Annotated in this window: 19 protein-coding genes and 1 pseudogene; all 20 read right to left on the reverse strand. The window is 62.2% G+C overall.

Going from position 1 to position 10,163, the window contains the following annotated elements; all coding sequences use genetic code 11:
* Window positions 1-41 precede the first annotated feature (41 nt).
* Window positions 42-383, reverse strand: coding sequence for a 50S ribosomal protein L17 (gene rplQ, locus ACESY8_RS17805; protein ID WP_007494602.1), 342 nt, complete (start codon window positions 381-383; stop codon window positions 42-44).
* 150 nt (window positions 384-533) lie between these two features.
* Window positions 534-1,481, reverse strand: coding sequence for a DNA-directed RNA polymerase subunit alpha (locus ACESY8_RS17810; protein WP_009258091.1), 948 nt, complete (start codon window positions 1,479-1,481; stop codon window positions 534-536).
* Between the two features lie 81 nt (window positions 1,482-1,562).
* Window positions 1,563-2,165: a 30S ribosomal protein S4 gene (rpsD, locus tag ACESY8_RS17815; RefSeq protein WP_007494606.1), complete on the reverse strand. Its 603-nt coding sequence runs from the start codon at window positions 2,163-2,165 to the stop codon at window positions 1,563-1,565.
* An 18-nt stretch (window positions 2,166-2,183) separates the two neighbouring features.
* Window positions 2,184-2,585: a 30S ribosomal protein S11 gene (rpsK, locus tag ACESY8_RS17820; RefSeq protein WP_007494608.1), complete on the reverse strand. Its 402-nt coding sequence runs from the start codon at window positions 2,583-2,585 to the stop codon at window positions 2,184-2,186.
* 15 nt (window positions 2,586-2,600) lie between these two features.
* Window positions 2,601-2,969 carry a 30S ribosomal protein S13 gene (rpsM, locus tag ACESY8_RS17825; RefSeq protein ID WP_007494610.1) on the reverse strand — a complete coding sequence of 123 codons (369 nt, stop codon included), beginning with the start codon at window positions 2,967-2,969 and terminating at the stop codon, window positions 2,601-2,603.
* Between the two features lie 19 nt (window positions 2,970-2,988).
* Window positions 2,989-3,102, reverse strand: a complete 114-nt coding sequence (gene rpmJ / locus ACESY8_RS17830) for a 50S ribosomal protein L36 (protein ID WP_006573428.1) — start codon at window positions 3,100-3,102, stop codon at window positions 2,989-2,991.
* 327 nt (window positions 3,103-3,429) lie between these two features.
* Window positions 3,430-3,648 (reverse strand): translation initiation factor IF-1, encoded by a 219-nt coding sequence (infA, locus tag ACESY8_RS17835; RefSeq protein ID WP_009258089.1) that lies wholly within the window; start codon window positions 3,646-3,648, stop codon window positions 3,430-3,432.
* Between the two features lie 4 nt (window positions 3,649-3,652).
* A complete protein-coding gene (locus tag ACESY8_RS17840) occupies window positions 3,653-3,931 on the reverse strand; it encodes a KOW domain-containing RNA-binding protein (RefSeq protein ID WP_007494620.1) in 279 nt (92 codons plus the stop codon).
* Window positions 3,932-3,933: 2 nt separating this feature from the next.
* Window positions 3,934-4,686: a type I methionyl aminopeptidase gene (gene map, locus ACESY8_RS17845; protein ID WP_055179305.1), complete on the reverse strand. Its 753-nt coding sequence runs from the start codon at window positions 4,684-4,686 to the stop codon at window positions 3,934-3,936.
* Window positions 4,687-4,697: 11 nt separating this feature from the next.
* Window positions 4,698-5,330, reverse strand: a complete 633-nt coding sequence (locus ACESY8_RS17850; protein ID WP_007494624.1) for an adenylate kinase — start codon at window positions 5,328-5,330, stop codon at window positions 4,698-4,700.
* Between the two features lie 11 nt (window positions 5,331-5,341).
* Window positions 5,342-6,673 carry a preprotein translocase subunit SecY gene (secY, locus tag ACESY8_RS17855; RefSeq protein ID WP_007494626.1) on the reverse strand — a complete coding sequence of 444 codons (1,332 nt, stop codon included), beginning with the start codon at window positions 6,671-6,673 and terminating at the stop codon, window positions 5,342-5,344.
* On the reverse strand, window positions 6,674-7,114 hold the full coding sequence (rplO, locus tag ACESY8_RS17860; protein ID WP_007494628.1) for a 50S ribosomal protein L15: 441 nt from the start codon (window positions 7,112-7,114) through the stop codon (window positions 6,674-6,676).
* Between the two features lie 13 nt (window positions 7,115-7,127).
* Entirely contained in the window at window positions 7,128-7,310 is a 183-nt protein-coding gene (rpmD, locus tag ACESY8_RS17865; protein ID WP_007494630.1) for a 50S ribosomal protein L30, read from the reverse strand.
* A 14-nt stretch (window positions 7,311-7,324) separates the two neighbouring features.
* The gene (gene rpsE, locus ACESY8_RS17870) at window positions 7,325-7,825 is read right to left on the reverse strand and encodes a 30S ribosomal protein S5 (protein WP_007494632.1); all 501 of its coding nucleotides are present in this window, start codon (window positions 7,823-7,825) and stop codon (window positions 7,325-7,327) included.
* Between the two features lie 19 nt (window positions 7,826-7,844).
* A complete protein-coding gene (rplR, locus tag ACESY8_RS17875) occupies window positions 7,845-8,204 on the reverse strand; it encodes a 50S ribosomal protein L18 (RefSeq protein ID WP_007494634.1) in 360 nt (119 codons plus the stop codon).
* A 14-nt stretch (window positions 8,205-8,218) separates the two neighbouring features.
* The gene (gene rplF / locus ACESY8_RS17880; RefSeq protein ID WP_009258086.1) at window positions 8,219-8,767 is read right to left on the reverse strand and encodes a 50S ribosomal protein L6; all 549 of its coding nucleotides are present in this window, start codon (window positions 8,765-8,767) and stop codon (window positions 8,219-8,221) included.
* A gap of 16 nt (window positions 8,768-8,783) precedes the next feature.
* Window positions 8,784-9,182, reverse strand: coding sequence for a 30S ribosomal protein S8 (gene rpsH, locus ACESY8_RS17885; protein ID WP_007494638.1), 399 nt, complete (start codon window positions 9,180-9,182; stop codon window positions 8,784-8,786).
* Window positions 9,183-9,312: 130 nt separating this feature from the next.
* Complete coding sequence (locus tag ACESY8_RS17890; protein WP_006573415.1) at window positions 9,313-9,498, reverse strand: type Z 30S ribosomal protein S14; 186 nt, start codon at window positions 9,496-9,498, stop codon at window positions 9,313-9,315.
* Window positions 9,499-9,512: 14 nt separating this feature from the next.
* Window positions 9,513-10,067: a 50S ribosomal protein L5 gene (rplE, locus tag ACESY8_RS17895; RefSeq protein WP_007494640.1), complete on the reverse strand. Its 555-nt coding sequence runs from the start codon at window positions 10,065-10,067 to the stop codon at window positions 9,513-9,515.
* A gap of 20 nt (window positions 10,068-10,087) precedes the next feature.
* Window positions 10,088-10,163 (reverse strand): annotated as a pseudogene (locus ACESY8_RS17900) (50S ribosomal protein L24); the annotation flags it as partial.

Here is a 10,163-nt window from a genome sequence, read left to right on the forward strand (position 1 = left end):
GCCTGCGGCTGGGCGCGTTTTTGATGCTCTTTTACGGGTGATTACACCAGCTGGACGATGGCCATCTCGGCGCAGTCGCCGCGGCGGGGCCCGATCTTCACGACGCGGGTGTAGCCGCCGTTGCGGGTGGCGTACTTGGGGCCGATCTCGTCAAACAGCTTCTTGGCCACATCCTCCTTGGTCAGGTAGGACAGGGCCTTGCGGTAGTTGGCCAGATTGGCGTTCTTGGCCAGGGTGATCATCTTCTCGGCCATGGGAGCCACTTCCTTGGCGCGGGAGACGGTGGTCTTGATCTGGCCGTTCTCCAGCAGATAGGTGGTCATGGCACGCAGCATCGCGATGCGCTGATCCGTGGGCTTGCCCAGCTTACGGTTGTGAGACATGAGATTCCACTCCTAACGGATGTTCGCCAAGGCGAACTCCTACTCTTAAATTCGTCCGTGGGGAGATTCCCCCGAAAGGGCGCTCCGTGGGAGCCGGCCGGACCCGGGAGGGGACGTTACGTGCCCCCGGGCCGCCCTTTCCTCCGGCCGTCAGTTTTCCTCGTCGGCCAGGTGCAGGCCCATCATGGCCAGCTTGTTGATGACCTCTTCCAGGCTCTTGCGGCCCAGGTTGCGCACCTTCATCATCTCGTCCTCGGTCTTGGAGATCAAGTCCTCGACGGTGTTGATGTTGGCCCGCTTGAGGCAGTTGAAGGAGCGGACAGACAGATCCAGCTCCTCGATGGTCAGCTCCAGCACCTTGTCCCGCTGGGTCTCCGCCTTCTCCACCACCGTGGACTTGGAGCCCATAGTCTCAGAGAGATCGGTGAAGAGGACAAAGTGGTCGCAGAGGATGCGGGCGCCCAGGCTGACCGCGTCCCGGGCGGTGATGGTCCCGTCGGTCCACACCTCCAGGGTCAGCTTGTCGTAGTCGGTGGCGTCGCCTACACGGGTGTTCTCCACCGTGTAGTTGACCTTGCGCACCGGGGTATAGATGGAGTCCACCGGGATCAGGCCAATGATGGTCTGGGCCGGCTTGTTCCGGTCGGCAGGCACATAGCCGCGGCCGTGGGACAGGGTCAGCTCCATGTTGAGGCTGGCGTCGGGACCCAGGGTGGCAATGTGCAGCTCCGGGTTGAGCACCTCCACCTCGCCGTCGGCCTTGATGTCGCCGGCGGTGACCTCGCACTCGCCGCTGGCCTCAATATAGACCGTCTTTACGCCCTCGGAGTGGAGCTTTGCGATGATGCTCTTTACATTGAGGACGATCTCGGTCACGTCCTCCTTTACGCCGGGGATGGTGGAGAACTCATGCTGCACGCCTGCGATCTTGATCGAGGTGACCGCCGTGCCGGGCAGGGACGAGAGCAGGATGCGGCGCAGGGAGTTACCCAACGTGGTGCCGTAACCGCGCTCCAGGGGCTCCACCACATACTTGCCGTAGGAACCGTCGCCGGGGTTCTCCACACATTCAATGCGGGGCTTCTCGATTTCTACCATGTGTTACCCTCCTTTTCGCGGCTGCGGGCACAAGGCCCGCAGCCCTATACAGCTCACCAATAATCGAGGGTACAAGCAGTGTTACTTGGAGTACAGCTCGACGATCAGGTGCTCCTCGACGGGCAGATCGATGTCCTCGCGGGCGGGCATCTGCACCACGGTGCCCTTCAGCGCGTTCTTGTCCCGCTCCAGCCACTTGGGCACCAGAACAGTGGGGGCGTCCTCACCGGTCAGGCGCTTGAACTTGGCGGAGGAGCGGCTGGACTCCTTGACCTCAATCATGTCGCCCGCCTTGACCAGGTAGGAGGGGATATCCACCCGCTGGCCGTTGACGGTGAAGTGGCCGTGGCCCACCAGCTGACGGGCCTCACGGCGGGTCATGGCGAAGCCCAGACGGTACACCACGTTGTCCAGACGGCGCTCCACGAAGGTCAGCAGATTCTCACCGGTCTTGCCGGGCATACGGGCGGCCTTCTCATAGTACATCCGGAACTGCTTCTCCATGATGCCGTAGACGAACTTGACCTTCTGCTTCTCGGTCAACTGGAGGGCATACTCGCTCTTCTTCTTTCTCATCTGGCCGCCGGGATTGCGGTTGCTCTCCTTCTTGGCATAGCCCATGGCGGCAGGAGAAATGCCCAGCGCACGGCAGCGCTTGGCGATAGGCTGCATATTCTTTGCCATTTGTTCTTCCTCCTTCTCTTACACGCGGCGGCGCTTCGGCGGACGGCAGCCGTTGTGGGGGATGGGAGTCACGTCCTTGATCAGAGTGACCTCCAGGCCCACGGCCTGCAGGGCGCGGATGGCGGCCTCACGGCCGGCGCCGGGGCCCTTCACGTACACCTCGACGGTCTTCAGGCCGTGCTCCATGGCGGCCTTGGCGGCCGTCTCAGCGGCGGTCTGCGCGGCGAAGGGGGTGGACTTACGGGAACCGCGGAAGCCCAGGCCGCCGGAGGAGGCCCAGGACAGGGCGTTGCCGCCCATATCGGTCACGGTGACCATGGTGTTGTTGAAGGAGGAACGGATATGCACCTGGCCCTTCTCAACGTTCTTGCGCTCGCGGCGCTTGCGGATAACCTTCTTACCCTTGGTAGCGGTAGCCATGTGTTTCTCCCTCCCTTACTTCTTCTTGTTGGCGACGGTGCGCTTGGGGCCCTTGCGGGTGCGCGCGTTGGTCTTGGAGCGCTGACCGCGGACGGGCAGGCCCTTGCGGTGCCGCATGCCGCGGTAGCAGCCGATCTCGGTCAGGCGCTTGATGTCCATCGCCACGTCACGGCGGAGGTCGCCCTCCACAGTGTAGCTGTGGCCGATGATCTCGCGCAGCTTGGCCTCATCTTCCTCGGTCAGATCCTTCACGCGGGTGTCGGGGTTGATTCCGGCCTCGGCCAGGATCTTGTTGGCGCTGGTGCGCCCAATGCCGTAGATATAGGTCAGGCCGATCTCTACCCGCTTATCCTTCGGCAAGTCAATGCCAGCAATACGTGCCATACTGTTTCAGCACCTCCTATTAACCTTGTCTCTGCTTGTGCTTGGGATTCTCACAAATAACCATGACCTTGCCCTTGCGCTTAATGATCTTGCACTTCTCGCACATGGGCTTCACGGACGGTCTTACTTTCATGATAAACCTCCTTGAATGCCTTGATGGCCCCGGAACGGCGGAGGCAAGGCCCCGCTTACCCGCTCCGGTCATTGATGGGTTCTCCCAGGGGGAGGCGGCGCAATTCCATTTCGCCGCGTTAAATCAGCCGGTTACTTGGATCTCCAGGTAATCGGCCCCAGGTTACGTCATAGGGGGACATCTGGACCGTACGCCCCACCCGGCACAGGCGTCGTGCGGGGACCCCGACTCCATCTGCGGGCGTCGGAAGTGAATTCCGCCGCCCTCCGCGCCAGAGGCGCGCCCCGCACTGCGGGGCCCCAGTGACGGTCCGGCCAGCCTGACGGATTACTTGGACCGCCAGGTGATCCGGCCCCGGGTTACGTCATAGGGGGACATCTGGACCGTCACTTTATCGCCGGGCAGGATGCGGATGAAGTTCATGCGCAGCTTGCCGGAGATGTGGGCCAGAATAATATGGCCGTTTCCGATGTCCACATGGAACGTGGTGTTGGGAAGGGACTCGGTCACGACGCCCTCCACTTCGATCATATCGTCCTTTGCCAAAGCGTCATACCCTCCTTAGTTCCTCAGCTCGGAAAGCGGCCAGCGCCCTCCGTATGTCTCGGTTGGATAGGTTCCCGCCTGTCCGGAGCTGATCCAGGACAGGGTGCTGGAAATCACCGGCGGGGGCGGTATGAACCGCCTTTTTCCGTTTGGGGTTCTCCAGCTTCCGCCGCTTCCCGTCGCAGAGCAGCAGGTAGGGGCCGTCGGTGTCCAGGACACAGAACAGCCCTCCCCTGTCATGCCCGGCCAGGGAGCGGACAATCTGCGCACACGCGCATCCCATACTCAATCCTCCACCCGGGTAAGCACTTCAGGCTCCCCGTCGGTGATGAGAATGGTGTTTTCATAGTGGGCGGTCAGGCTCCCATCGGCGGACACGGTGGTCCAGCCGTCCTTGAGCACCTTCACCCGCCAGTCGCCCGCGCACACCATTGGCTCCACTGCAATGGTCATACCCGGCTGAAGCCGGGGGCCATGGCCCGCTGGGCCGAAGTTGGGTACCTCAGGCGGCTCGTGGAGCCTGGCCCCCACACCGTGGCCCACGAAGTCCCGCACGACGGAGCAACCGTTTGCTTCCACGTACTGCTGCACCGCGTGGGAGATATCATAGACCCGGTTGCCGGAGCGGGCGAGCTTGATGCCCTCCCAGAAGCCCTGTTCGGTCACATGGATCAGATGCATGGCCTCGTCGCTCACCTGTCCGCAGGCGAAGGTGGCGGCGCAGTCGCCGTGGAAGCCGTCCAGAAAGGCGCCCACGTCCACGCTGACGATGTCGCCCTCCTTCAGCTTCCGGGGACCGGGTATGCCATGGATGACTTCCTCGTTGATCGAGATACAGGCGGAGCCGGGGAAACCGCTGTAGCCCAGGAAGGAGGGCTTGGCTCCGTGGCTCTCGATAAACTTGCGCACGGCGGTATCGATCTCATGGGTGGTCACGCCGGGCCGCACCATGGAGCCGGCCAGCGCCCGGGCCTGGGCGGTCAGCCGCCCGGCCCGGCGCATGCACTCGATTTCGCGGGGAGATTTGAGAGAGATCATATCCATCTCGTTCACTTCCCCAGCAATTCCATGATTTTGGTGTTTGTCTCCTCGATGCCGCCCAGGTCGGGCACGCGTTTAAGCACGCCCTTCTCCTCGTAGAAGCCCTTCAGCGGCTCGGTTTGACTATGGTAGATTTCCAGCCGGTGCTTGACGGTTTCGGGCTGGTCGTCTTTGCGCTGCTCCAGCACACCGCCGCACTTGTCGCAGAGCCCCTCCTGCTTGGGGGGCGCCATGACGACGTGGTAGGTGGCTCCGCAGGCATGGCAGGTCCGGCGGCCCGTCATGCGGGCCTCGATGACGCTGTCGGCCACCTCCAGGGAGAGGACCGCGTCAAAGCGGATGCCGTGGCGCTCCAGGGCTTCGGCCTGAGCGATGGTACGGGGTACGCCGTCCAGGATGAAGCCGCCTGCGCAGTCGGGCTCGGCCAGCCGCTCCTGGATGATACCGATGATGATCTCATCCGGAACCAGCTTGCCCGCGTCCATATAGCTCTTGGCCTGCAAGCCGATGGGAGTGCCCTCCTTGACGGCTGCGCGCAGGATATTGCCGGTGGAGATGGTGGGGATGCCCAGCTTGCGGCTGATAATCTCCGACTGGGTGCCCTTGCCGGCGCCAGGTGCGCCTAAAAGAATGATTTTCATCCTGATTCCCCTTACTCCAGGAAGCCCTTGTAGTGGCGCATCAGCATTTGGGCCTCCAGGGCCTTGGTGGTCTCCAGCGCGACGCCGACCACGATGATGATGGACGTGCCGCCGATGGCCAGGCTGCTGACGCCGATCACCGCGCCGGTGACAATGGGCGCGATGGCGATAATCGCCAGGTAGAGCGCACCGAACATGGTGATCTTATTGAGCACCTTGTGGATAAAGTCGGCGGTGGGCTTGCCGGGGCGGAAGCCGGGGATGAACCCGCCGTTCTTTTTCAGGTTGTTGGCAACCTCCACAGGGTTGAACTGCATCGTGGAGTAGAAGAAGCTGAAGCCCACGATGAGCAGGAAATACACCACGATATAGAAAATGCTGGTGGTGTCAAAGACGCGCAGGAAGCCGCCCCAGAAGCCCGGGTCGTTCTTGCTCACGCCGGCAAACGCGGCGATGGTAGCGGGCAGAGAGGCGATGGCCTGGGCAAAGATGATGGGCATAACGCCGGTCATGTTCACCTTCAGAGGGATGTGGCTGGACTGGCCGCCGTACATCTTCCGGCCCACAACGCGCTTGGCGTACTGGACGGGAATGCGGCGCTCCGCATTCTGAATGAATACAATGAGAACCACGATGGCCAGCATGCCGATGAGAATCAGCGGGATGGCCCACACGGGCAGATTAAAGATTCCCTCGCCGGTAACGCCGTCCAGATTGTTGCGGACGCCCTGATACATGGTGCGGATCATGCTGGGGCCGCGGGACAGGATGCCCGCGAACAGGATGATGGAGATGCCGTTGCCGATGCCGAACTCGGTGATCTGCTCACCCAGCCACATGACAAAGGCGGAGCCGGCAGTGAAGCACAGTACGATGACGATACCCGCCCACCAGCCAGGCAGGCCGGCGGTGTCCAGCATCGTTCCGCCGCCCTGGGTGCGGATCAGGGTGTAGTAGCCGAAGCCCTGCAGCAAGCCGATGGCCACGGTGACATAGCGGGTAATGGCCGCAATCTTCTTCCGGCCCTCCTCGCCGCCCTCCTTCTGGAGCCGCTCCAGGGCAGGGATGGCAACGGTGAGGAGCTGGATGATAATAGAACTGTTGATATACGGCTGCACGCCCAGGGCAAAGACGGCCGCCATGGAGAAGGCGGTGCCGTTCATGGCACCCAGCAGGGTGAAGATGCCGCCCATGTTGTTGAGGGTGGCGCCCAGCATATTGCTATCAATAAAGGGGACAGGAACCACGGAGCCCAGCCGGAAGATCAGCAGGGCAAACACGGTGAAGAGGATCTTCTTCCGCAGCTCGGGAATTTTCCAGGCGTTACGGATGGTCTCGATCACTTAGACCACCTCGTACTTTCCACCTGCCGCAACAATCTTCTCCTTGGCGGAGGCGGAGAAGGCGGAGGCACGGACCGTCAGCTTCTTGGTCAGGGTGCCGTTGCCCAGCACCTTGTAGCCGTACTCGCACTTGGAGAGGATGCCCTTCTCCAGCAGGTCGCACACATTGACCGTAGCGCCATCCTCAAACTTCTCGAGGGCGGAGACGTTGATCGCCTCCAGGGGTTTGGCAAAGATATTGTGGAAGCCGCGCTTGGGGATGCGGCGGGTCAGAGGCATCTGGCCGCCCTCAAAGCCCACGCGCACGCCGCCGCCGGAGCGGGCCCACTGGCCCTTCTGGCCGCGGCCGGCCGTCTTGCCGTTGCCGGAGCCGTGACCGCGGCCCTTCCGATAGGCCTTGGGGTTGGAACCGGGAGCGGGGGAAAGTTCATGCAGATTCATTTCGCGCACCTCCTTACTGTTCCTCGGTGACCTGGAGCAGGTAGCCGATGTTCGCAATCTTGCCGCGGGTCGCCTCGTTGTCGGGCTGCACGGTGGTGTCGCCGATCTTGCGCAGGCCCAGGGCCTCGGCGGTCGCCTTGTGCTTGGCGATACGGCCGTTCAGGCTCTTGACCAGCTTGATGTTCAGATTAGCCATGTTCACGGCCCTCCTTAACCTACGATCTCGCTGACGCTCTTACCGCGGATGCGGGCGACCTCCTCGGGGCCACGGAGGGACTTCAGGCCCTCAAAGGTGGCGGAGACCACGTTCTGCGGGTTGTTGGAGCGCAGGCACTTGGCGCGGATGTCACGGATGCCGGCGGCCTCCATGACGGCGCGGACGGGGCCGCCGGCGATGATGCCGGTACCGGGGGCGGCGGGCTTGAGCAGCACGCGTCCGGCGCCGAACTCACCGATGACCTCATGGGGAATGGTAGTGCCGGACAGAGTCACGGTGCACATATTCTTCTTGGCGTCCTCGATGCCCTTGCGGATGGCCTCGGGCACCTCAGCGGCCTTGCCCAGACCGAAGCCCACGCGGCCCTTCTCGTCGCCCACGACCATCAGCGCGGCGAACTTGAAGATGCGGCCGCCCTTCACGGTCTTGGACACGCGGTTCAGAGCGACGAGCTTCTCGGTAAACTCGCTGGGTTCTCTCTCAAATCTAGCCATTTATCGTTTTCCTCCTCCCTTAGAACTGCAGGCCGCCCTCACGGGCGCCCTCGGCCAGGGCCTGCACGCGGCCGTGGTACACGTAGCCGCCGCGGTCAAACACGACGGTCTCGATGCCGGCGGCCTTGGCGCGCTCGGCGACAGCCAGGCCCACCTTCTTGGCGGCCTCACAGTCGGAGCCCTTGCCCTCGAAGCCCTTCTCCAGGGAGGAAGCAGACACCAGGGTCTTGCCGGTCACGTCGTCGATGACCTGGGCATAGATGTTGGTGTTGCTGCGGAACACGTTCAGGCGGGGACGCTCGGGCGTGCCGGAAATCTTGCCGCGCACTCTCTTGTGGCGCTTAAGCCGCTGAGCGTTGGTATCGGGTCTGTTGATCATAGTGGCACACCTCCTTATTTCTTCTTGACGCCGGTCTTGCCTTCCTTGCGGCGGATGACCTCGTCAGTGTATTTGATGCCCTTGCCCTTGTACGGCTCAGGCGGACGCTTCTCTCTCACTTCGGCGGCGAACTGGCCGACCTTCTGCTTATCGGTGCCGCTGATGACGATCTTGTTGGCGCTGGGCACCTCAATGGTGATGCCCTCGATCTCCTCGACGGTGACCTGATGGGAGAAGCCCAGGTTCATGACCAGCTTGTTGCCCTCCTTGGCCACACGGTAGCCCACGCCGTTGACGTCCAGCTCCTTCTTGAAGCCCTCGGTGACGCCCACGATCATGTTGTGCAGCAGGGTGCGGGTCAGGCCGTGCAGGCTGCGGTTGGCCTTCTCGTCGTTGGGACGGGTCACATGAATCACATCGCCCTCCTGGGTGATGGTCATGGCGGGATGCATCTGCTGCGTCAGGGTGCCCTTGGGACCCTTTACGGTAACCAGGTTACCGGCTTCGATCTTCACGTCCACACCGGCGGGGATGGAGATCGGCATTCTTCCGATACGAGACATATTCTACTCTCCCTCCTTACCAGACAAACGCCAGGACCTCGCCGCCGACATGGGCCGCGCGGGCGGCCTTGTCAGTCATGACGCCCTTGGACGTGGACACAATGGCAATGCCCAGGCCATGCAGAACCCGGGGCAGCTCGTCAGCACCGGCATAGACACGCAGGCCGGGCTTGGAGACACGGCGCAGGCCGGTGATGACCTTCTCCTTGCCGGGATTGTACTTCAGGGTGACGCGGATGACGCCCTGGGTACCATCGTCGATGAGCTGGAAGTTCTTGATATAGCCCTCATCCAGCAGGATCTGCGCGATGGACTTCTTCATGTTGGACGCGGGGACGTCCACGGTGTCATGCTTGGCGTTGTTCGCGTTGCGGATGCGGGTGAGCATATCCGCAATGGGATCAGTGATGTGCATGATGTTTACCTCCTATTAGAGTTACGGGCAGGGCCCGTATCAGCGGCAAGGTATCGCAGCTAGGCAACTGCGACCTATTGCTCGCCGGCGGGGGATTTATTCAAATTACCGGCCAAGAGGCGGGCTGGCTTTACCAGCTCGCCTTCTTGACACCGGGAATCTGACCCTTGTAAGCCAGCTCGCGGAAGCAGATACGGCAGATGCCGTAGTCCCGCAGGTAGGCGTGGGGACGGCCGCAGATCTTGCAGCGGTTGTAGCGGCGGGTGGAGAACTTGGGCTCCGCCTGCTGCTTCAGGATCATAGACTTCTTAGCCATTTCGTTCTCCTCCTTTAGCGGGCGAAGGGAGCGCCGATCAGGGACAGGAGCTCCTTGGCCTCTTCGTCGGTCTTGGCGGTGGTGCAGATGACCACGTCCAGGCCGCGGATCTTATCGATCTTGTCGTACTCGATCTCGGGGAAGATCAGCTGCTCCTTGATGCCCAGGCCGTAGTTGCCGCGGCCGTCAAAGGCGTTGGGGTTGATGCCGCGGAAGTCGCGGACACGGGGCAGGGCCACGTTGAACAGGCGGTCCAGGAACTCCCACATGCGGTCGCCGCGCAGGGTGACCTTCGCGCCGATGGGCATGCCCTCACGCAGCTTAAAGTTAGCCACGGACTTCTTGGCCTTGGTGATGATGGCCTTCTGGCCGGTAATCTTGGTCAGATCGCCCACAACGGCCTCCAGAACCTTGGAGTTGTCACGGGCCTCGCCGCAGCCGCAGTTGACCACGATCTTGTCGATCTTGGGAATCTGCATGACGGACTTGTAGCCAAACTTCTGCATCAGAGCAGGAGCGACCTCGGCCTGGTACTTCGCCTTCAGGTTGGGCACTTTCTTATCAGCCATTATTGTTCACTCCTCCTCTCTCAGATCTCGGCGCCGCACTTCTTGCAGACGCGGACCTTCTTGCCGCCCTCCAGCAGCTTGTGGGCGGGGCGGGTG

Origin of the sequence: Clostridium sp. ATCC BAA-442, from assembly GCF_964239415.1 — a bacterium.
Taxonomy (GTDB): Bacteria; Bacillota; Clostridia; order Oscillospirales; family Oscillospiraceae; genus Flavonifractor; species Flavonifractor plautii.

Coding starts and splice junctions, on each gene's coding strand:
- rplQ (WP_007494602.1), bottom strand. CDS start 383: ATGTCTCACAACCGTAAGCTGGGCAAGCCCACGGATCAGCGCATCGCG.
- ACESY8_RS17810 (WP_009258091.1), bottom strand. CDS start 1,481: ATGGTAGAAATCGAGAAGCCCCGCATTGAATGTGTGGAGAACCCCGGC.
- rpsD (WP_007494606.1), bottom strand. CDS start 2,165: ATGGCAAAGAATATGCAGCCTATCGCCAAGCGCTGCCGTGCGCTGGGC.
- rpsK (WP_007494608.1), bottom strand. CDS start 2,585: ATGGCTACCGCTACCAAGGGTAAGAAGGTTATCCGCAAGCGCCGCGAG.
- rpsM (WP_007494610.1), bottom strand. CDS start 2,969: ATGGCACGTATTGCTGGCATTGACTTGCCGAAGGATAAGCGGGTAGAG.
- rpmJ (WP_006573428.1), bottom strand. CDS start 3,102: ATGAAAGTAAGACCGTCCGTGAAGCCCATGTGCGAGAAGTGCAAGATC.
- ACESY8_RS17840 (WP_007494620.1), bottom strand. CDS start 3,931: ATGGGATGCGCGTGTGCGCAGATTGTCCGCTCCCTGGCCGGGCATGAC.
- map (WP_055179305.1), bottom strand. CDS start 4,686: ATGATCTCTCTCAAATCTCCCCGCGAAATCGAGTGCATGCGCCGGGCC.
- ACESY8_RS17850 (WP_007494624.1), bottom strand. CDS start 5,330: ATGAAAATCATTCTTTTAGGCGCACCTGGCGCCGGCAAGGGCACCCAG.
- rplO (WP_007494628.1), bottom strand. CDS start 7,114: ATGAATCTGCATGAACTTTCCCCCGCTCCCGGTTCCAACCCCAAGGCC.
- rpmD (WP_007494630.1), bottom strand. CDS start 7,310: ATGGCTAATCTGAACATCAAGCTGGTCAAGAGCCTGAACGGCCGTATC.
- rpsE (WP_007494632.1), bottom strand. CDS start 7,825: ATGGCTAGATTTGAGAGAGAACCCAGCGAGTTTACCGAGAAGCTCGTC.
- rplR (WP_007494634.1), bottom strand. CDS start 8,204: ATGATCAACAGACCCGATACCAACGCTCAGCGGCTTAAGCGCCACAAG.
- rplF (WP_009258086.1), bottom strand. CDS start 8,767: ATGTCTCGTATCGGAAGAATGCCGATCTCCATCCCCGCCGGTGTGGAC.
- rpsH (WP_007494638.1), bottom strand. CDS start 9,182: ATGCACATCACTGATCCCATTGCGGATATGCTCACCCGCATCCGCAAC.
- ACESY8_RS17890 (WP_006573415.1), bottom strand. CDS start 9,498: ATGGCTAAGAAGTCTATGATCCTGAAGCAGCAGGCGGAGCCCAAGTTC.
- rplE (WP_007494640.1), bottom strand. CDS start 10,067: ATGGCTGATAAGAAAGTGCCCAACCTGAAGGCGAAGTACCAGGCCGAG.